The sequence below is a fragment of the Streptomyces sp. UG1 genome (assembly GCF_049974585.1).
In the GTDB taxonomy this organism is placed as follows: Bacteria; Actinomycetota; Actinomycetes; order Streptomycetales; family Streptomycetaceae; genus Streptomyces.
Genome location: NZ_JBNGGG010000020.1, coordinates 88,453 through 108,474, shown reverse-complemented (window position 1 = coordinate 108,474; position 20,022 = coordinate 88,453). Strand labels below are relative to the sequence as shown.

18 protein-coding genes are annotated in these 20,022 nt (G+C 71.5%); 12 read left to right on the top strand and 6 right to left on the bottom strand.

All coding sequences use genetic code 11. The features are described from left to right. Positions 1-81 precede the first annotated feature (81 nt). A complete protein-coding gene (locus ACP4J3_RS22985) occupies positions 82-384 on the top strand; it encodes a putative quinol monooxygenase (protein WP_426537331.1) in 303 nt (100 codons plus the stop codon). 72 nt (positions 385-456) lie between these two features. On the opposite strand, the gene ACP4J3_RS22980 is transcribed toward ACP4J3_RS22985, so the two are convergent. Further along, positions 457-3,015, bottom strand: a complete 2,559-nt coding sequence (locus ACP4J3_RS22980) for a GH32 C-terminal domain-containing protein (RefSeq protein ID WP_426537329.1) — start codon at positions 3,013-3,015, stop codon at positions 457-459. A gap of 669 nt (positions 3,016-3,684) precedes the next feature. Between ACP4J3_RS22980 and ACP4J3_RS22975 the strand changes: the two genes are divergently transcribed. The 5 genes from ACP4J3_RS22975 to ACP4J3_RS22955 all read left to right on the top strand — a co-directional run bounded on the left by ACP4J3_RS22975 (position 3,685) and on the right by ACP4J3_RS22955 (position 8,494). After that, positions 3,685-3,798, top strand: a complete 114-nt coding sequence (locus ACP4J3_RS22975) for a keywimysin-related RiPP (RefSeq protein WP_426537327.1) — start codon at positions 3,685-3,687, stop codon at positions 3,796-3,798. A gap of 106 nt (positions 3,799-3,904) precedes the next feature. Further along, positions 3,905-5,776 carry a lasso peptide isopeptide bond-forming cyclase gene (locus ACP4J3_RS22970; RefSeq protein ID WP_426537325.1) on the top strand — a complete coding sequence of 624 codons (1,872 nt, stop codon included), beginning with the start codon at positions 3,905-3,907 and terminating at the stop codon, positions 5,774-5,776. A 9-nt stretch (positions 5,777-5,785) separates the two neighbouring features. Beyond that, complete coding sequence (locus ACP4J3_RS22965) at positions 5,786-6,136, top strand: lasso peptide biosynthesis PqqD family chaperone (protein WP_426537323.1); 351 nt, start codon at positions 5,786-5,788, stop codon at positions 6,134-6,136. Then, the gene (locus tag ACP4J3_RS22960) at positions 6,133-6,666 is read left to right on the top strand and encodes a lasso peptide biosynthesis B2 protein (protein ID WP_426537321.1); all 534 of its coding nucleotides are present in this window, start codon (positions 6,133-6,135) and stop codon (positions 6,664-6,666) included. The genes ACP4J3_RS22965 and ACP4J3_RS22960 overlap by 4 nt, the downstream gene beginning before the upstream one ends. Then, positions 6,644-8,494, top strand: coding sequence for an ABC transporter ATP-binding protein (locus tag ACP4J3_RS22955; RefSeq protein ID WP_426537319.1), 1,851 nt, complete (start codon positions 6,644-6,646; stop codon positions 8,492-8,494). Before ACP4J3_RS22960 ends, ACP4J3_RS22955 begins: the two co-directional genes overlap by 23 nt. A 304-nt stretch (positions 8,495-8,798) precedes the next feature. Here the strand turns inward: ACP4J3_RS22955 and ACP4J3_RS22950 are convergent, their stop codons facing one another. Continuing rightward, on the bottom strand, positions 8,799-9,818 hold the full coding sequence (locus ACP4J3_RS22950) for a GlxA family transcriptional regulator (RefSeq protein ID WP_426537317.1): 1,020 nt from the start codon (positions 9,816-9,818) through the stop codon (positions 8,799-8,801). Between the two features lie 94 nt (positions 9,819-9,912). Between ACP4J3_RS22950 and ACP4J3_RS22945 the strand changes: the two genes are divergently transcribed. Continuing rightward, positions 9,913-10,764, top strand: coding sequence for a dienelactone hydrolase family protein (locus tag ACP4J3_RS22945; protein ID WP_426537315.1), 852 nt, complete (start codon positions 9,913-9,915; stop codon positions 10,762-10,764). A 51-nt stretch (positions 10,765-10,815) separates the two neighbouring features. Here ACP4J3_RS22945 and ACP4J3_RS22940 read toward each other — a convergent pair whose 3' ends face one another. After that, positions 10,816-10,956, bottom strand: a complete 141-nt coding sequence (locus ACP4J3_RS22940) for a hypothetical protein (RefSeq protein WP_426537313.1) — start codon at positions 10,954-10,956, stop codon at positions 10,816-10,818. On the opposite strand from ACP4J3_RS22940, the gene ACP4J3_RS22935 reads away from it, so the two are divergent. Together ACP4J3_RS22935 and ACP4J3_RS22930 are read left to right on the top strand one after the other, a co-directional pair. Then, the gene (locus ACP4J3_RS22935; protein ID WP_426537311.1) at positions 10,934-11,446 is read left to right on the top strand and encodes a class I SAM-dependent methyltransferase; all 513 of its coding nucleotides are present in this window, start codon (positions 10,934-10,936) and stop codon (positions 11,444-11,446) included. The genes ACP4J3_RS22940 and ACP4J3_RS22935 overlap by 23 nt on opposite strands. After that, the gene (locus ACP4J3_RS22930; RefSeq protein ID WP_426537309.1) at positions 11,443-11,694 is read left to right on the top strand and encodes a hypothetical protein; all 252 of its coding nucleotides are present in this window, start codon (positions 11,443-11,445) and stop codon (positions 11,692-11,694) included. The genes ACP4J3_RS22935 and ACP4J3_RS22930 overlap by 4 nt, the downstream gene beginning before the upstream one ends. Before the next feature lie 42 nt (positions 11,695-11,736). Here the strand turns inward: ACP4J3_RS22930 and ACP4J3_RS22925 are convergent, their stop codons facing one another. Continuing rightward, a complete protein-coding gene (locus ACP4J3_RS22925) occupies positions 11,737-12,762 on the bottom strand; it encodes a LacI family DNA-binding transcriptional regulator (RefSeq protein ID WP_426537307.1) in 1,026 nt (341 codons plus the stop codon). A gap of 274 nt (positions 12,763-13,036) precedes the next feature. On the opposite strand from ACP4J3_RS22925, the gene ACP4J3_RS22920 reads away from it, so the two are divergent. After that, entirely contained in the window at positions 13,037-15,088 is a 2,052-nt protein-coding gene (locus ACP4J3_RS22920; protein ID WP_426537305.1) for a glycoside hydrolase, read from the top strand. Positions 15,089-15,181: 93 nt separating this feature from the next. Here ACP4J3_RS22920 and ACP4J3_RS22915 read toward each other — a convergent pair whose 3' ends face one another. Beyond that, positions 15,182-16,786, bottom strand: coding sequence for a glycerol-3-phosphate dehydrogenase/oxidase (locus tag ACP4J3_RS22915; RefSeq protein WP_426537303.1), 1,605 nt, complete (start codon positions 16,784-16,786; stop codon positions 15,182-15,184). Then, entirely contained in the window at positions 16,783-17,382 is a 600-nt protein-coding gene (locus ACP4J3_RS22910) for a TetR/AcrR family transcriptional regulator (protein WP_426537301.1), read from the bottom strand. Before ACP4J3_RS22910 ends, ACP4J3_RS22915 begins: the two co-directional genes overlap by 4 nt. A gap of 73 nt (positions 17,383-17,455) precedes the next feature. Here ACP4J3_RS22910 and ACP4J3_RS22905 point away from each other — a divergent pair, with 73 nt between their 5' ends. Continuing rightward, positions 17,456-19,054 carry an FAD-binding oxidoreductase gene (locus ACP4J3_RS22905; RefSeq protein ID WP_426537299.1) on the top strand — a complete coding sequence of 533 codons (1,599 nt, stop codon included), beginning with the start codon at positions 17,456-17,458 and terminating at the stop codon, positions 19,052-19,054. Positions 19,055-19,126: 72 nt separating this feature from the next. Next, complete coding sequence (locus tag ACP4J3_RS22900; protein ID WP_426537297.1) at positions 19,127-20,008, top strand: YegS/Rv2252/BmrU family lipid kinase; 882 nt, start codon at positions 19,127-19,129, stop codon at positions 20,006-20,008. The last annotated feature ends 14 nt before the right edge of the window (positions 20,009-20,022 follow it).

Genomic DNA, 20,022 nt, shown 5'->3' with positions numbered 1-20,022 from the left:
CGGGGGAGAATCTGGCGCAGTTCACGAGGACAAGGCCATCATCCGGAACCTCGACTCCACCCACTGACAAGGACAGGAACCATGACGAAAACCCTGCTCGCCGAGTTCACCGCCCGAGAGGGAGCGCAGGCCGAGGTCGCCCGCCTGATCCGGGACTACGCCCTGAAGGTGCGCGAAGAGGAAGGCAACCTGGCCTTCGACGTCTACACCAAGGCGGCCAACCCGCGCGCCTACTGGATCTTCGAGGTCTACCGGGACGAGGACGCCTTCAAGGCACACCTGGACGCCCCGTACGGCGCCCCGTTCAACGCCGCCCTCACCCCGCTGATCGAGGAGGACGCCTCCGTACTGACCTTCCTCGATCCGCTGACCACGCATCCGTAACGAGCGTTGAACACCGGCGCGGCGCGTATGCGGGCCACCGCGGGCGCCGGTGGCGCACGGACCCGGGGCTTGTCACCGCCAGATGGACTTCATCCGCCATGCCTGCATGTGGTCGAGGGTGGCGGTGCCGCTTTCGGCGAAGACGTCGACGCCGGTGCTGGAGGGGTCGGGGAAGATCTGGTCGGTGATCACTGCCTCGCCGTTGCCGCCGAAGACCTCGACGGATGACCAGTCGACGAGGATGCGCAGCTTGACCTTGCCGTTGTCGGGCTTCAGGGGTGCGGTCTGGACGCCGGGGAAGGTGCTGTTGAAGTCCTCGGCGCTGGAGCGGGTGCGGTCGACGTACAGCTCGTGCGTCGTGGTGTCGTAGCCGATGACGGTCTCCTCGCCGCCTGTGCCGGTGCGGACCTTCAGGCCGAAGCGGTCGGCGTCCTTGAGGGAGAAGGTCGCCTCGATGTCGAGTGCCTTGCCGTTGGCCGACGGGGCGATGAGGGGCTTGGAGATGCCCTTGACCGTGACACCGGCCGCGGTCGCCGGGTGCTTCTCCCGCAGGGACTTCACGCTGCCCACCGGCTCGCTCGTGAGCCGGACCCGGCCGTCGACGGTACGCAGGGCCATCTCCCTCGGAATGCTCTGCGCGCCGCGCCAGGGGGAGGTGGGGATGGACTGGCCGTAGTCCCAGTTGTTCATCCAGCCGATCATGTAGCGCTTGCCGCCCGGCGCGTTCTCCCAGGAGACGGCCGCGTAGTAGTCCTTGCCGTAGTCGGCCCAGTCGGCGCGCTGCACGACGGAGAGGGCGGGCTTGTCGGCGGCCGTGAACCGGTCGGCCAGGACGTGGCCCCAGCCGCCGGTGTTCATGTCGACGACCTGGATCCGGGCCTGTTTGCCGACGTACGGGCGCATGTCGAAGGACGCCCAGTCCAGCACCTCGCTGTCGCCGCCGGTCGCGCTGCGGACGACCTCACCGTCGACGAGCAGGTTGACGGACGCCTCCTGGGAGACGCGCTGGGCCCGGGTGTCGGACAGCACGATGTGGTCGACGTTGAGGTGGCCCCAGCCGCCGGTGTTGTCGTCGACGATCCTGATCCGTGCCTTCTCGCCGGCGAGGTCGCTGACGTCCCAGGAGGCCCAGTTGAGAGCCTCGGCGTCCTTGCCGGTGGCGCTGCGGACGGCTCGGCCGTCGACGAGGAGTTCGACGGCGGTGGGGTTGGCGGAGCCGGCCGGGTGGTTGCCGCCGCCGATGAGGAAGTTGATGTGCTTCTTGTCGAGGGTGAACTCGGGTGAGGTGAGGGTGCCGGTGGTGGAGTCGCCGTTCCGGAAGGTGTTGACCAGCCCGTTTCCCAGGAAGCCGGAGACCTGTTGCTGGCCGGGGAGGGTGCCGGTGGCCGGTGCGGTGCCGAAGGCGTCCCCGGTCGCCGTCCAGTCGCCGTAGGTTCCGCCTTCGAAGTCGGCGAGGACCGTGCCCTCGGGCGGAGTGCTGTCCAGGACGGTACCGGGCTCGTGCGGATGCCGCCCGCCACCGATCTTGAAGTTGAGGTAGGGGCTGTCCACGGTGAAGGTGGGGGAGGTGAGGATGCCGGTGGCGCCGTCGCCGCCGTGGAAGCTGTTGGCCAGGCCCTTACCGTCGAAGCCGGTGACAGCCCTCTGCCCGTCCAGCGCCCCGGTTGCCGGTCCCTGGCCGAACGCCGTTCCGGTCGTCGTCCACTCACCGAAGCCGGAGCTCTCGAAGTCCTGCAGCACCGTGCCGGTGGGCGGGGTGTAGGTGCCCTTGTCGTCGGCGGTGAACTTCTCGCCGTCGAAGTCGCCGATGAAGTACTGAGCGGCCGAACCACCTGCGATGCCACCGGGGTTGATGTTGACCACCAGGACCCACTTGATCTTCTTCTTGTCCCCGTCGACGGCGAGGGGGAACAGGTCGGGGCACTCCCACACCCCGCCCGTCGCACCAGCCGGCCCGAACTCGCTTTGCAGCTCCCAGTCCTTGAGGTTCTTCGACGAGTAGAACCGCACCTTGTGCTCGGCGGACAGCGACACCGTCATCAGCCAGCTCTTCGTCGGCTCGTACCACTGGACCTTGGGGTCGCGGAAGTCGGTGGAGCCGATGTCGATGACGGGGTTGCCCTGGTACTTGATCCAGGTGCGGCCGCGGTCGGTGCTGTAGGCGAGCGACTGGGCCTGCTTGCCGCCGTTCTTGTAGGCGCTGGTGTAGATCGCCACCATGGGCGGGTTCTTCCTCGTGCCGAACCCGGTGGTGTTGTCCCAGTCGACGACCGCGCTTCCGGAGAACACCATCTCCTCGTCGTCGTGCGACAGGGCCAGCGGCAACTCCTCCCAGTGCACGAGGTCTTTGCTCACCGCGTGCCCCCAGGACATGTCGCCCCAGGAGTTCCCGTTCGGGTTGTACTGGTAGAAGAGGTGGTACTCGCCCTTGTAGTACACGAGGCCGTTGGGGTCGTTCATCCAGTTCTTCTGGGGAGTGAAGTGGAACTGGGGTCTGTAGGTCTCGGAGTACGCCGGGGTGTCGGCAGCGATGGCCTGCGGGGTGAGCGGTGCTGCGGACAGGGCACAGACGGTCGCCACCGCTGCCATCATCCGTATACGGGCATGCCGGGATACGCGTACAGAGCTCATGGTGTCTCCTAGTGACGCCCCAGGCCGCGTCGACGTCCCACGCCGCCAACCTGGGTGTCAACGTTGACTTGTGTCAGCGATGACATCGAGTGCCCGATTATGAGACGTAGTCCGGCCGGTGCGTCAACGGTGCGGGCGCGATTGCTCCCGGACGGGCAGGTCAGGGCGGAGGGGCAACTGGCATGCATCCATCGCATGGCTGAGGTCGAGGTCGAGATCGGCCAATTGATGAGTCATTTCCGGCCTGTTGACCGGTCGGGCCGTCGGTGCAGGCCCCCGTGCATCGTTCTCACCAGCCTCGTGCTCCGTGGCTCGACGTCGGAGTCGAGACGGAACTGACGCGACGTCATCGCGATGCGCAAGGCGTCAGTCTCTCGCCCAGTTCGTCCGTATCTCCAGTCCGCCGCGGTGCGTCACCGTCACTGTCCAAGCACGTCGGCTGGCTGCGTTTTCCTTGACGACGGTATCCCTGCGCATCCTGAAGGCGAGGGATGACGCAATTCCGCGGCGCTGCAGACCAACTGCCCACGGCTGCCGGTGAGTTGCGTTGCTGAGACGAATTCACCCCGGGTTATATCGCCATCAACAATTGAAAAAGAAACGGTGGGCAATTGCGGGACCTGTGTCTAGCCTGGAAGCAGAGGTCTGCAAAAAAGGAGGTGTTATGAGATGCGCGCGTACGAGCGTCCGACACTGACCGCGGCCGGTTCTTTCCGCGCCACGGGTTTTGGCCTCTTCCGGGGTAGGGAGAGGATCTTCCGGTTCCTGCGCTTCAGCCTCTGACGCGCCGGCTTCCCGAACACGGCTCGGGGAGTGTTCCCCCAAGGGGTGGTGGGTTCACACAGCGCATCTCGGCTGGGCGCCCCCACCGCCCCAGGATGGTTTGGTCATGGGCCTTGCCGACTTCCGAGACTTTGACGACAGCGACGTACCGGACTGGTTCGTCGCTCTTCCGGACTGTGCCGCGGCGGAGCCGATAACCGCGGCCCTGCTGGGTTGTGGGACGCGGGAGGTGCGCCATCCCTCCGGGCGGCCCTGGCTGCTCGGGCGCTGGTCCGAGGACTCAGCGGCGGTCGGCGAGGCGGGGCGGGCCAAAGTCGCGGTGCTCGGCGAGCACACTCTCGGCGCCGGCCGCCTCACCTCGGTGGCCGGCCACTTGCGTACGGTCACCGGACTCGACGGACTGGCCAGGTCTGCCGCCGGAAGTTTTCATCTTGCCGCGTCGGTCGACGGGCGCGTGCGGGTGCAGGGGAGCGTCAACGGCTTTCGGCCCGTGTTCCACGCCAGGGTCGGCGACGTCACGGTGGCCGCCGACCGTGCCGACGTACTCGCCCGCCTGCTCGACGCCGACATCGACCCACAACGGCTGGCGGTCCGTCTGCTGAACTCGTTCGCACTGCACCCGGTGGCGGGTCTGCCGGTCTGGCGCGGCGTGAGCGCTCTGCCGACCGGTCACTACCTGGTGCTGGACGAGGACGGCCGGCATCGGTCGGTCCACTGGTGGAAGCCTCCGGAGCCGGTCGTGCCGATGGCCGAGGGGGCGGCGGCGTTGCGGAAAGCCCTGACCGAGGCGGTCGAGGCCCGCACCCAGGGCCGTCAACTCGTGAGCTGTGATCTGGGCGGCCTGGATTCGACCTCGCTGTGCTGTCTGGCCGCCCACGGTGAGGCTCAAGTCGTCGCCTACACCGCCGACGGTCTCGACCCCATGGGCGAGGACGTCATGTGGGCCCGTCGCACGGTCACCGGACTGGGCGACGTCGAGCACCACGTCATCGCCGGGGACGACCGGATGCCGATGGTCCACGAAGACGTGCTCGACGGCGGCGAACTGGACGACCTGTTCGACGAGCCCTGTCCGCTCGCAGCCGACAGCGACCGGTGGCTCGCCGTCGCCCGATCGGCCGCGGCACGCGGCTCGCGTCTGCACCTGAGCGGCTTCGGCGGGGACGAGTTGCTCGCCGGTTCGCCGGCGCACCTGCACGCGCTGCTGCGCACCCACCCCAGGACCGCACTGCAGCGCGTGCGTGCTTTTGCGGCCCAGCGGCCGTGGCCGTACCGGGAGACACTGCGGCAACTGTGGGACCGCGCCCCGTACCGGGCCTGGCTCGCCCGGGTCGGCGACCAACTCACCGCCGAGGCACCTGCCGCCGACACCCCGTCCCTCGGCTGGGGGGTACCGCCGCGGCTGCCGCCGTGGGCGACGCCGCAGGCCGTGGCGGCCGTACGCGAGCTGATCCACACCGCGGCCCATACGGCACAGCCGCTCGCCGCGACGCATGGGCAGCACGTCGAGCTGGAGGGGCTGCAGAGCAATGCGCGCGTGATCCGGCAGCTGGGCCAGATGGCCGCGCGACTCGGAGTCACTCTCGCCACCCCGTATTACGACGACAGGGTGATCGAGGCAGCGCTGGCCGTACGGCCGCAGGACCGGATCACACCCTGGCGGTACAAGCCGCTCATCGTCGAGGCGATGCGCGGCATCGTTCCCGACGCGAGTCTGACCCGGAACACCAAGGACGAGGGCTCCGCCGACGCGGAGGCCGCACAGCGGGACGACCGCGACAGACTGCTCGCCCTGTGCGACGACTCGCGGCTGGCCCGGCTGGGCCTGGTCGACCCGGACGCGCTGCGCGAGATGTGCCGCCGCCCGCTGCCGCCGTCGCTGCCGCTGGACGCCCTGTACCAGACCGCGGCGTGCGAGATGTGGCTGCGCACGATCGAAGCCACGGCCGTAGGCCGCACCGCCCTGAGGGAGAGGTAGGGAGCAGTCGTGACACTCAAGCTGCGTGAGGGCGTGTTCACCGCCGAAACCGAATACGGGATCGCGCTGCTCGACGAGGACCGCGACCAGTACTTCACCCTCAATCCCACCGCTGCCGTCGCCGTACGGACGCTGCTGGACGGCCAGCCCGTGGCAGCGGCCGTGCGGGCGATCACCGACCGGTACGCGGTGGATGCCGACAGCGCGGACCGGGACATACAGGAGCTGATCGGTGAACTGCGCTCGGCCGGGCTGGTGGAAGAGGACGCAGGAGACGTCGGCCCAGGAGACGTGGACGCAGGAGACATGGATGCAGGACACGGGGCTGCCTGGCGCCGCACCCGCAGGCGGTCGTCATGACCTCGGCCGAGTTCATCGTCCACGATCCGCGCTCGGTTCCGCTGCCGCGCCGGGTCCTGGTGCGGCTAGTGGTGGCCATCGCCCGGCTGCTGGCCGTCCAGCGGCCGCGGCGCATCCGGATCGTGCTGGGCCGGCTCAGCCGGGGTGCTCGTCCGGCCACCGTCGACCAGGTGCGAAAAGCCCGGGAGGACGTCGTCGCGGTCAGTCTGGCGTGTGCGGGGCGGGAGGGGTGCCTCGTCCGGTCCCTGGCCACGGTCCTGCTGTGCCGCGTCCACGGCCAGTGGCCCACCTGGTGCGTGGGGGCACGGCGGCTGCCGCCCTTCGGGGCGCATGCCTGGGTGGAGGCGGAGGGGACGGCCGTGGGCGAGGAATATCCCCCGGACTACTTCCGGCCGCTGTTCACCGTGGAGTGCGCGGGTTCTGCCGACCGTGAGTCCGGCAGTTCCGGCAGTTCCGGCAGTTCCCGTCCCGGCAGTTCCGGTCCCGGTAGTCCCGGTGGTTCCGGCCGTGAAGCGCAAAGCCGCGGATAGCCGGGTCAGCCCCCGGGACGTCCTGCGCCTGCTGTACGGGCACCGGCGGCGGATCGCCCTCGCCGTGCTGCTGATGCTGGGCGCCTCGGTCCTCAGCCTGGCCCAGCCGCTGCTGGTGAAGCGGGTGATCGAGTCGGCGGGGTCCGGGAGCCCGGTCACGCCGGTCGTCGTGCTGCTCGTGGTCTTCTTCTTCGCTCAGGCGGTGGTGCAGGGCTTCGCCCAGTTCGTTCTGGCCCGTACCGGCGAAGGCATCGTGCTGAGCGTCCGGCTCGGCCTGATCGGGCATCTGCTGCGCCTGCCCATGCGCCAGTACGACCGGCACCGCGTCGGCGACCTCATCTCCCGCGTCAGCGCCGACAGCACCACCCTGCGGCTGCTCCTCGCCGAGGGCTTCACGGACGCGGTGGCCGGCAGCATCGGACTGGTCGGGGTCGTGGCGCTGATGATCTGGCTCGACTGGCAGTTGTTCCTCATCGTGCTGGCCATGGTGACGCTCGCCACCGTGCTCGTGGGCTCGGTGCTGCGCGGCATCGCTGCGGCATCGCTGGCGACCCAGCAGGCGACCGGGGCGATGACCGCCGACCTGGAACGCGCGCTCGGCGCCATCCGCACCGTCCGGGCCAGCCGCGCCGAACAGCGCGAGTCGGACCGTATCGGCGGCCGGGCCAGGTCGGCGTACGCGGGAAGCGTGCGGATCGCGAAGCTGGACGCGGTGGTGGCACCGGCCATCGAACTGGCCGTCAAGGGGTCGTTCGTCGTCGTGCTGCTCGTCGGTGGCATACGCGTCGCCGACCGGGGCGGATCGGTCGCGGACCTGGCCGCCTTCCTGCTGTACATGATCTATCTGATCGGGCCGATCGGGGCGGTGTTCCAGTCGCTCAGCACCATGGAGCAGGGCGTGGGCGCCTACCGCAGGGTCACGGAGGTACTGGCCCTGCCGACGGAGAGGCCGACGGAGAGCGAGACCGAGGGGGAGAGGGAGACCGGCCGGGAGAGTGAGATCAGGCGGGAGATCGGGAGGGAGACCGGGGCGACGCCCGCGACGGCGTCCCGCGGGGCCGATCGCGCGCAGCCCCTGCTGGCTTTCCGGGACGTGTGGTTCGGTTACGAACCCGGCCGCCCCGTCCTGCGCGGGGCGACCTTCGAGGTGCCCGAGCACTCCCATGTCGCCCTGATCGGCGGCTCCGGCGTCGGGAAGTCCACGGTCTTCGCGCTCGTCGAGCGGTTCTACGAGCCGGACCGCGGCCGGGTCGAGTTCGAGGGCCGGGACATACGCGCCATCGGCCGCGCCGCGCACCGGGCCCGGATCGGCCTGGTGGAACAGCAGGCGCCGGTGCTGTACGGCACCCTGCGGGAAAACCTGACCTACGCCGTCCCGGACGCCGCGCCCGACGAGGTGGACCGCGTGGTGGCGCGCGTGCACCTCACGGACCTGGTCGCCGGGCTGCCGCGCGGGCTGGACACCGATGCCGGGGAGCACGGCATGGCGCTGTCCGGCGGGGAGCGTCAGCGCATCGCCATCGCCCGTGCGCTGCTGGCCCGGCCCCGTCTGGTTCTCCTGGACGAACCGACCGCCCATCTGGACGCGGTCAACGAAGCGGCGCTGCGCCGGACGATCCGGGACGCGGCGGCGGAGTGCACGCTGCTGGTGATCGCCCACCGCATGTCGACCATCCGCGCCGCTGACCTGATCCTCGTGCTCGACGAGGGCCGGATCGTCGCCGCGGGCAGCCACGCCCAACTCGTCGCCACCAGCGAGCACTACCGGCGTCTGGTGCGAGCCCAGCAGACCGGGGCCATCGACGGCTCGCGGGCGGGCGCGGGGTGAGCGGCAGCCTGTCCGGTCGGCCGCCGCATTCCTTCCCGGCACGAGCCGGAGGCCGAGCCCCACGGATGACCGCTGCCGTGCTGGCCGCTGATCGGTACTCGACCGCCGACCAGATTCCCGATCATCAGGTCGACACGCTCACCCCGAGCAGACCGCGATCTGCTGCACCGCCCTCTCCCGAGCGCCGTATAGCTGCTGGGCACGGGGTCGCCTGGTCCTCGGTCAGCTCCGGCCGGCGTCCGCCGACCCGGCCGCGGGCGCGGGCGGCGGCCGGCCCCCTCGTTCCACAGGAACTCCGGGGCCGTCAGGGGGTGCCGGGCCCGTGCGGGATGTCGCCGGCCGGCTCTGCGGGCGAGCGGCGGAACATGGCGCGATAGTCCCGCGGTCGCCGGCCCGTGTGCCGGGCGAAGACGGCACTGAACGTGCTCGCGTCGGCGTACCCGACGTCGGCCGCGATGCGTGCGACCGTCCTGTCGGTCGTCTCCAGCAGATGCCGGGCCCGGCGGACCCGAGCGGACTGCACGTACGCGAGGGGAGTCTGGCCTGCCTCCTCACCGAAGCGACGGAGCATCGTCCGCGTGCTCACGTGAAACGCCGCGGCGAGGGCGGAGAGGTCGTAGCGGGACCCCAGATTCCGGTCGAGCCACCGCTTCACACCACGGGAGAACTCGCGGCCTTGGACGGGCAGCAGCGCGGGGTCGACGTACGGGGCCTGGGTGGTGCGGGCGTCGTCGACGAGCGCCACGCGCGCGGTGCCGCGGGCGACGCCGTGGCCGTCCTGCTCGCGGATGAGCTGGAGTGCGAAGTCGTACATGGCGCTGAAGGCGGCCGTGGTCGTCACCCCCCGGTCGGTGACGACCAGGCGCTCGGGGCGTACCTTCACGTCGGGGTACCGGCGGGCGAGGCGATCTGCGAACAACCAGGAGGTCGTCGCCTCGCGCCCGTCGAGCAGGCCGGCCTCGGCAGTGAGGAAGGCGCCGACGCAGATCGACACGACGGCGGCTCCGGAGACCGCCTGCGAGCGAATGGCTGCCACCTCGGGCCGCAGGTTCGCCAGTGCCGCGTCGAGATCGAGCGCGGGCGAGAGCTCGAAGCCCGGCACGATCAGCACGTCCACCGGGCGCATGGCCGAGACGCCGACAGTCAGACCACCGGACGTGATCACCCGCCGCCTGGGCGAGAGCACGGACGCTTCGCACGAGGGTCGTGCCACCCCCTGCGCCGCAGCGACGTGACGGGCCATCACCAGCAGGTCCGGGACTCCGAACACCTCCGAGCCGAAACACCCGGGGTAGGCCAGCACTCCCAGTCGCAGTGAACTCACGTGTCCCCCCGGCACGAGCGGGTGGCGATTTCGCCGCAGTATCTGGCGATGCCGCCGTTTCTGAGGGAGACAGTCTCCTGCCACGCTGCCCCTCATGACAACCACGCACCTGCGACACGACGACTCCCTGGACGACTTCTCGCACCGCGTCATCGACATCGACACGGTCGGCAAGACCGTGCACGTCACCGGGTCGGGACCGGCCGTCGTCCTGCTGCCCGAGATGCCGGGGATCAGCCCTGACGTCGCACGCCTGGCGCGCTGGCTGCGCGATGCCGGCTTTCGCGTGTATCTGCCCTCCCTGTTCGGCGTCGACGGCGCCTACCCGACCGCCGACGCGGGCCAGGCCGTCGTCCGGCGTGCCTGCGTCAGCGCCGAGTTCCGTGCGTTCGCCGGCGGCGGCACCAGCCCCGTCGTGGCATGGCTGCGCGGGCTCGCGCGCGTGGCGCACGCGGAGTGCGGCGGGCCGGGCGTCGGCGCGGTCGGGCTGTGCTTCACCGGCAACTTCGCCCTGACCATGACGCTCGAACCCGCCGTCATCGCCCCCGTCGTCAACCATCCCTCACTCCCGCTCGACGACCCGGCAGGCCTGGAGATCGCAGCCGATGACGCCGCCCGCGTGGCCGAGCGCATCCGGCGCGACGGCCTCAAGGTGCTCGCCTACCGCTTCGAGAACGACAGGTGGTGCACCGGCCGGCGGTTCGCGGCCTACCGGACTCTGCTCGGCGACGCGTTCGACGGCCGTGTGCTCGCGGACGAAGCGGCGAACACGAACCCGCCGCCCTTCTTCCGTGACGTCGTCGGCTGCGCCCACAGCGTCACCACGGCCCATCTCGTCGACGAGCAGGGTCACCCGACCACGCGCGCCCGTGACGAGATCATCGCCTTCCTCGCCGAACGGCTGGGGACGACCACGCCCGACACCGGAGCCGAAGGGCCGAACTGATGGAGCTGAACGCGCCGCGCCGCATGCGCCGTCGAGCCGGTACGGCCCTGGTCAGGGGAGCAACTGCCGTACGAGTGCGTCGGTCGCCCACCGCTGCCGGCGCTCCGGGGGCCGGCCCCGTCCGGTGACCAGCAGGCCGTAGGTCTCCGGGCCGAGGACGGCCAGGGCGATGTCGGCGGCGGACGTGGCCACCCTGGCCCTGGCCGAACTCGACCGTGCGCCCGCCGCCGACCTCGCCCCACACGTGCTCGACGTGGCCACCGGCACCGGACCCGCCGCCCTCGCAGCCGCCCACGCGGGGGCAAGGGCCGTCGGCCTGGACACCGAGCCCGCCCTGCTGCGGACAGCCGCGGCACGCGCCCGGCGGGCGGGGCTCGCCGCGATGGCGCGCTTCGTCGTCGGGGACGCGGCGGAACTGCCCTTCCCGGCCGACTCCTTCGACGCCGTCCTGTCCACCTTCGGCGTGATGTTCGCCCCCGACGCCCACCGGACCGCCGCGGAACTGGTCCGGGTGTGCCGCCCCGGAGGCATCGTGGCCGTCGCCTCCTGGACGCCGACGGGGCGATGGGCCGGATCGCCCCGACCGTCACCCGGCACCTGGACCGGATGCCGAGCGCATCACCCCCGACCCGCCGGGGCGAACCCCGGCACATCCGGGCGTGGTTCGCACCGCTTCCCGTGACCGTACGAACCCGGGTCGCGCACGTCCGGGTCACCCACCCGTCCGTGGAGCACGCCGTCACCGTCTTCGAGAACAAGCCCGGCCCGCTGCGCGCACGCCGGTCCGCCCTGCGAGCCCTCGGCCGCTGGGAGGACGCCCGAGCCGCGCTGGCCGAACTGTTCGAGGCGCACAACGGCTCCACCGGCACCGGTCTGGTCCTCGACGCTCCTTGTCTACTGACCCTGGGGTGGGTGCGGGTGGCTTCGTGAACACTTCGCGCCGGCCGCGGGAACCGGGCCGGCCGCACATCGCTAGCGCGGTCGCGCCCCGTGCCTGTCCTGGCCCGCAGGCGGCGGTGCGGTGCTGTCGCGCAGCACCAGGCGGGTCGGGACGAGGGTGGTGCCGTGTCCCGTCGCGTCCGGTGCGGGGCGGCGGATCTTGCTGAGGACCCCTTCGACGCAGAGCCGTCCCACTTCGGCGAAGTCCTGGTGGATGGTGGTGAGAGGAGGCAGGAAGGAATCGGCTTCGGGGATGTCGTCGAAGCCGACGACGCTGATGTCGTCGGGTACCCTCCGGCCGCGCTGGTGCAGGGCGCGCAGCAAGCCCAGTGCCATCTGGTCGTTGGCGGCGAACACGGCCGTGCAGTCCTGCTGGTCGGCAAGGTGGAGACCGGCCCGGTAACCGGACTCGGCCGACCAGTCGCCGCGCACGAGGGGCGGTGGGAGGCGGCCCGCCTCGGTGAGGGTGGCGCGCCACGCGTTGGCACGGCGCTGGGCGGCGAACGAGCCCTCGGGGCCGGCCAGATGCCACACCGTCTCGTGGCCGAGGGCCAGCAGATGCCGTACGGCGTCGCGGGCTCCGCCCACCTGGTCGGTGTCGACCACGGTGTAGCGATCGCCGGCGTCCGAGTCGGCCACCACGACCTGGACGCCGGGCGGCAGCGAGACGGTCGCCGCGTCGAGCAGGTGTATCTCCATGATGACGATGACGGCGTCCACGGCGAGTTCGCCGAGGCGGGAGAAGGCCCCGTTCACCTCGTCCTGGGTCGGCACGGCGACCGGGAGGAGCGTGACGGCGTAGCCGTGCTGGGCGGCGGACGTGGCGATGGCCTCGAGGGTACGGATGTTCCCCATGGTGGACAGGGAGAAGGTGATCACGCCGAGGGTGCGGAACTCGCCGCGCTTGAGCGCCCGCGCGGCGCTGTTGGGCCGGTAGCCCAGCTCCCGCATGGCGGCCAGAACCTGGCGACGGGTCTCGTCGGTGACGCCGGGGAAGCCGTTGGAGACACGGGAGACCGTCTGGGAGGACACGCCCGCGACGCGGGCGACGTCGGCCATCGAGGCACCCTGCCGGGGACGGGTCGTGCGCCGTCTCGTACGGCTCTGCGATCTCTCCATCCCGTCCTCCAGCCACGCAACTTTCGGTCCCGGCCGACTCCTTGACCGCCGAGATTCCGACAGTGTAGACATCGCGCCAATGAATGTTTACGTAAACATCGCCTAGTCGAAATCGTACGAGAACGCACTGAAACGCACCAGACCGCCCCGAGCGGGCCTCGATCTCCGCGTTCCGCCGGGACGCGCGGCACGCGGAAGAGCTGGAGTACTCGAGATGGCACACCGCACCCGTAAGAGAAGGCTCCTCGGGGCCATCGGCATCACCGCCCTGGCGACCGGAACCGTCCTGGCCACCACCACGCTGCCGCTCGCGCACGCCGACACGGCCGCGGCCACCGCAGCGGTCACGGTGCGGCCCGACCCTTCCTACCGGCAGGAGAGGTTCGAGGGCTGGGGCACCAGCCTGGTCTGGTTCGCCAACGCCACCGGCGACTACCCGCCCGCGATACGGGAGAAGCTGGCCAAGCTCCTCTTCGGGGACGACGGCCTCGCGCTGAACATCGCCCGCTACAACATCGGCGGCGGCAACGCCCCGGACGTCAAGGACTACCTGCGGGCAGGCGGAGCGGTCGAGGGCTGGTGGAAGGCCCCGGCGGGCACCACCCGCGAGGACGTCGACTGGTGGGACGCCGACGACCCCGCCGACTGGAACAACAAGGCCGACGCCACCCAGCGCTGGTGGGTCGACCGCATCAAGAAGGACATCACCCACTGGGAGACGTTCAGCAACTCGCCGCCGTGGTTCATGACCGAGAGCGGCTACGTGTCCGGCAACTTCGACGCGGGCAAGGACCAGCTCAAGACCGACTCCGTGGACGACTTCGCCAAGTACCTGGTGGGCGCGACCGAACGCCTCGAGAAGGCGCACGGCATCAAGGTCGACACCCTGGACCCGTTCAACGAGCCGAACACCAACTACTGGGGCACCAAGCTCGGCCCGGACGGCGAGCCCGTGGGCGGCCGTCAGGAGGGGGCCCACATCGGCCCCGAACTCCAGCAGAAGGTGATCCGCGCGCTGGGCCCGACCCTGGAGAAGTCCCGTACCCACGCGGAGATATCCGCGATGGACGAGACCAATCCCGGCACGTTCGCCACCAACTGGAACTCCTACCCGCAGGAGGTCCGCGACCTCGTCGGCCAGATGAACGTCCACACCTACGGCACCGGCCAGCGCACCACCGTGCGCGACCTGGCCAAGGCCGCGGACAAGCCGCTGTGGATGAGCGAGGTCGAGGGCGACTGGGGCGACGGCCAGAGCTTCACGGACATGCGGCCGGGTCTCGGCCTGGCCCAGCGCATCGTCGACGACCTGCGTGAACTGGAGCCCCGCGCCTGGGTGTTCTGGCAGCCCGTCGAGGACTACGACAACATGAAGCCCGGCGGCGAGTCCGCCAAGGGCGGCAACTGGGGCGAGATCCAGCTCTCCTTCAACTGCACCTCGAAGGACACCCTCGAAACCTGCCCGATCTACACCAACACCAAGTTCGACACCGCCCGCAACTTCACCCACTTCATCAAGCCCGGCGACCGGCTGATCAAGACGAACGACACCTCCAGCACGGCCGCGCTCTCCCGCAGGGGCGACGCCGCGACCGTCGTCCACGTCAACAGCACCACCGAGGCCCGTGACGTCACCCTCGACCTCTCGAAGTTCGGGCACGTCTCCTCCCGGGCCACCGTCACCCCGGTGGTGACCAGCGCCGACGGCAAGCTGGAGCGGCACAAGCCGGTCCGGGTCACCGGCAAGCAGGCCACGGTCACCGTGCCCGCCCAGTCCGTGACGTCCTTCCTCGTCAAGGGCGTGTCCGGGGTTGCCAGGGACGCGGCCGAGCTCCAGAAGGGCCACACCTACCGGCTGACCGGCGTCCAGAGCGGCAAGGACCTCACGATCGCCGACAACGGCACCGGCCTCGTCATCAGGAGCGCCGACGCCGCCGACCCGAGCGGTCAGCAGTGGCGGCTGGAGCAGATCCGCGGCCACGACAACCGCAAGCGGTACGTCTTCACCGAGGCGACGCAGGGCAAGCGGCTGGCCGTCCGGGAGGGCGCCCTGGTGGCCGAGCCCGACCGGGGCCGCTGCGACAACGCCGCCCAGTGGATCATGTCGACCACCGGCGACGGCACCTGGACCCTCGTCAACGCCGCCACCGGCCAGCTCCCCGACGTCGCCGGCCAGTCCACGAACGAAGGTGCCACCGTCGGCGTGTGGCAGCCCAACTCCGGCGCCAACCAGCGCTGGAAGGTGACCGACGTGACGGCGGAATAAGCAACAATTCGTCACGAGCCTCGCCCGCGACGCCACCGGCCCGGCCCCGGCCGGTGCAGACCGTCCGGACGTCGTAGGGCGAGGCCGTGACGTTCAGTCCCTTGTGCTTCGGCGCACCCGACCCACCCGCGCCGACACCTCACCCAACACCTCGCGTACGGCATCCAGCGCCGCCGCCCGGTCGGCCGGCACCAGTCCGATGCGGGTGCGTCGGTCGAGCAGGTCGGACTCGTCCAGGGCGCCTTCGTGGCGTACCGCCCACAGGAGTTCGGCGGCGGTGACGGGATGGCCCGGCAGTACTGGTTCGCCCAGTTTGGGAATGTGCGCGGCGAGCGCCTGGACGGCCGCTGCCTCGGTGCCGTAGCGCTGGACGAGGCGGCACGGCGCCCGGACGGCACCGAGGGTTTCGGGTGACGCGGCGCCGACGAGGGGGAGGGCGGCGGTGCGGGAGGGGCCGGCCGGGAGGCGGTGCGTGGCGACGGCGGCGTCGACGGCGTCCTCGGCCATCCGCCGGTAGGTGGTGAGCTTGCCGCCGACCACCGTGGTCACGCCCTCCGGTGAGGTGAGGACCGCGTGCCGACGGGAGATGTCGGAGGTCCGTGACGCCCCGCCCGAGTGTGCCGCCGGTGTGGTGTCGAGCAGCGGGCGCAGGCCCGCGAACGCGCCCACGACGTCGTCGCGCCGGACCGGGACGTCCAGGACCGAGCCGAGGACGTCGAGCAGGAAGCCGACGTCGCTCTCGGGCACTTCGGGGACGTCCGGGATGTCGCCCTCGACGGGCTCGTCGGTGAGGCCGACGTAGATCCGGCCGTCGCCCTGGGGCAGGACGAGGACGAAGCGGTTGGTCTCCCCGGGGACCGGGACGTGCAGCCCCGCGGGCAGCGGGCCAAGGTGCTCGGAGCGCAGGACGAGATGGGTGCCGCGCGAGGGGCGGATCCGGATGCCGTCCACCAGGCCACCCGCCCAGACGCCGGACGCGTTGATCACGGCACGGGCCCTGATCTCGCCCTCCTCGCCGGTGAGTTCGTCGCGCACGCGGGCGCCGGACGCGGTGAGTTCCAGGGCCCTGACGCGGGTCAGGATCCGCGCGTCGTGGGCGGCGGCGGTGCGGGCGATCGCCGTCACCAGTCGGGCGTCGTCGGTGAGCCGGCCGTCCCAGGACAGCAGTCCGCCGCGCAGGCCCTGGGTGCGCAGGGCGGGGGCGAGGTGGCGGGTCTCCACCATGGAGAGGCGGCGCGGTGCGGGCAGGGTGGCCCGGGCGGTGCGGGCCGCCAGGCGCAGGGTGTCGCCGGCCCGGAAGCCCGCCCGGGCCAGGGCGGACTGGGCGCGGGAGACCAGGGGAGTCAGCGGCAGCACGAAGGGCTGGGCCCGCACCAGGTGCGGTGCCGTGCGCTCCATCAGCACCCCGCGCTCGACCGCGCTCTCGTGGGCGACGTCGAGCTGCGCCGAGGCGAGATAGCGCAGCCCGCCGTGGATGAGCTTGCTGCTGAAGCGCGAGGTGCCGAAGGCCAGGTCGTGGGTGTCGACGGCGGCCACCGTCAGACCCCGGGCAGCGGCGTCCAGCGCGGCCCCGGCGCCCGTCGCGCCCAGCCCGACGACCAGGACGTCCACGGCCGGACCGCCGACGGTCTCGGCCAGCTCACGCGAGCGCCGGGCGGCGGACAGTGACGATCCGGGCAGGTCGGTGGCGTCCGTCATGGCGTCAGCGTCCTCTCCAGGATGCTGCGCAGTTCCGCCAGGAAGGCGTCGCTGCTCAGGTCGGCGTCGTCCTCGTCGGTCATGGTCCGCAGGGACAGGGTGAAGGACTGCACGATCAGCAGCAGGGACCGCGCTTGCCGCTCCACATGGCCGTCGCACACGGATCCGTCGGAGTGGCCTTCCCGCAGGGCGTCGCCGAGCAGGGCGAGCAGCGCCTCCTGGCTCGCGCCGCGGCGGTCGAGGACGTAGGGCAGGAGCAGTTCGGGATCGACGTCGACGATCTTCCGGAAGAGCGGGTGGGCGCGGAAGGCCTTCGCCCCCGCCACCAGTCCCTCGACGATCAGGTCGCGCGTGTCCGTACCGGGCCGCCGTTCGGGCATGGCCCCGGTGGCGACCGAGACCCACTCCCGGGTCATCAAGTCCCCCACCAGGGAGCGCACATCGGGCCACCGCCGGTACAGCGTCATCCGGGAGACACCCGCGCGGCGGGCCACGTCGGTCAGCGTCGTGCGGCGGACCCCGACGGCCAGGACACAGTCGCGCACCGCGTCGAGCACCGCGTCGCTGTCCGAATGGTTGTGACGAATAGGCGTCATGTGTCACAGTGTAACGCCTGCGAGGCCGTCCGGGACACGGCATCGCTCGAACCGACGGGTGAGGACGAGATCCATGGACATGCTGTGGAGCGGCTGGGGCGACCCGGCCAAGGCGGCGCCGCTGCCCGAGACCGTGGTCGGCCTGTTGCGCGATCTGCTCGGAGTCAAGCCGCGCACCGCCGGGCCGGTCGCCCTTGAGGACATAGCCGTGCCCGAGCCGGGACTCGAACCCGCCGCCCGCCAGGCCCTGTCCGCCGCGGTCGGCGGTGAGGAGCACGTCCGCACCGACGCCGAGACCCGCATCCGGCACACCCGCGGCAAGTCCACCCCCGACCTGCTGCGGATCCGCGACGGTGAGGTCGACGACATCCCCGCGGCCGTAGTCCTCCCGGCCGGCCACGACGACGTGCTCGCCGTACTGCGCGCCTGCGCCGAACACGGCCTGCCCGTGGTCCCGTTCGGCGGCGGCACCTCCGTCGTCGGCGGCCTCGCCCCCTCCCGGCGCGGGCCCTTCGTCGCCCTGGACCTGCGCCGCATGGACCAGTTGCTCGCCCTCGACCCCGTCTCCCGCACCGCCACCCTGCAACCCGGACTGCGCGCGCCCCAGGCGGAGGCGCTCCTCGCCGAACACGGCTACACCCTCGGCCACTTCCCCCAGTCCTACGAGTGGGCCAGCATCGGCGGTTTCGCCGCCGCCCGCTCCAGCGGCCAGGCGTCCGCCGGCTACGGCCGCTTCGACGAGATGGTCCTGGGCCTGACCCTCGCCACCCCCGAGGGCACCATCGACACGGGCCGCGCACCGCGCTCGGCGGCCGGGCCCGACCTGCGCCAGCTCGTGCTCGGCTCGGAGGGCGCGTTCGGCGTCATCACGTCCGTGACCGTGCGGATCCGGCCCGTCCCCGAGAGGTGTGTCTACGAGGGCTGGCGCTTCGACTCCTTCGAGGCGGGCGCCGCCGCACTGCGCCGCCTGGCCCAGGACGGCCCGCGTCCGACGGTGCTGCGGCTGTCCGACGAGACCGAGACCCTGATCGGCCTCGCCCAGCCCGACGCCATCGGCGCCGCCGACGCCGGGCAGCAGTCCGCGGGATGCATGGCGATCGCCGGCTACGAGGGCACCGAGGAGGACACCTCGTACCGCAGGCAGCGGGCCGCGGCCGTCCTGCGGGAGTGCGGCGGAACCCCGCTGGGCGAGGACCCGGGGCAGCGCTGGGCGCACGGCCGATACTCGGCGCCCTACTTGCGGGACTCGCTGCTGGACGCCGGGGCGTTCGTCGAGACGCTGGAGACGGCGACCTTCTGGTCACGCGTCCCCGAGCTGTACGCGGCCGTCCGCGACGCCCTCACCGCCACCCTCACCGAGGCCGGCACTCCGCCGCTGATCATGTGCCACATCTCCCACGTCTACGACAACGGCGCCTCGCTGTACTTCACCGTCGTCTCGGCCCAGGGCGACGAACCGGTCGCACACTGGGAGAGGGCCAAGCACGCCGCCAACGAGGCGATCCTCGCCGCGGGCGGCACGATCACCCACCACCACGGCGTGGGCACCGACCACCGCGACTGGTACGTCCGCGAGGCCGGCCCCCTGGGCATCGAGGCGCTGCGTGCCGTGAAGCGGCGACTGGACCCGGCGGGCCTGCTCAACCCCGGCGTGCTGCTGCCGCTCGACTGACCCGGCACCAGGACCACCCACCGCCTCACCCTCCTCCGGCAGCGCCCTCCCGTCGGCCCGAAAGGCACACCGATGAGACAGTTCACCGCCATCGTCAACCCCACGGCGGGCGGATCCGCCGCGGCCGCCGCGCTGCTGGACGTGGCCCGGCCGCTGCGGGAAGCCGGGGCCGACCTGGAGACCCAGTACAGCCGCAGCCTCGCCCACGCCCAGGAACTGGCGCGGGACGCCGGAGCGCGGGGCCGGGTGGTGCTCGCCGTCGGCGGCGACGGCATGGCCGGCGGCATCGGCGGCGCCCTCAGCGGCACCGACACCCTGCTGGGCCTGGTCCCGGCCGGACGCGGCAACGACTTCGCCCGGGCGCTCGAGATGCCCACCGACCCGGCGGCGCTCGCCGAGGTGCTGCTCCACCACGAGCCCCGCGAGGTCGACACCATCGAGGTCGAGTCGGCCGTCCACCAGCGCACGGTGGCCCTCGGCAGCGTGTACGCCGGCGTCGACGCGCTGGCCAACCGCCACGCCAACAACGCCACCCTGCTGCGCGGCGCCGCCTCCTACTACGCGGGCGGCCTGCGCGCCGTCACCACCTGGCGCGCCGCCCGCTACCGGGTCACCGTCGACGGCCAGGAACACCTGCACACCGGCTACACGGTCGTCGCCGCCAACTCCGGCTACTACGGATCGGGCCGGCTCATCGCGCCCGACGCCCGCGTGGACGACGGCCTGCTCGACGTGGTGATGATCCGCGAGGCACCACGCCGCCTGTTCTTCACCCTGATGAACGAGCTCAAGACGGGCGCCCATGTGCACCGCCCCCAGGTGCAGATCCTGCGCGGCAAGGAGATACAGATCGCGGCCGACCGCGAAGTGCCCTACGGCGCCGACGGCGAGGTCGAGGCCGTCCTCCCGGTCACGGTCAGAGTCCTGCCGGGAGCGCTGCGCGTACTGTGCTGATCCGGCCGCCGTCG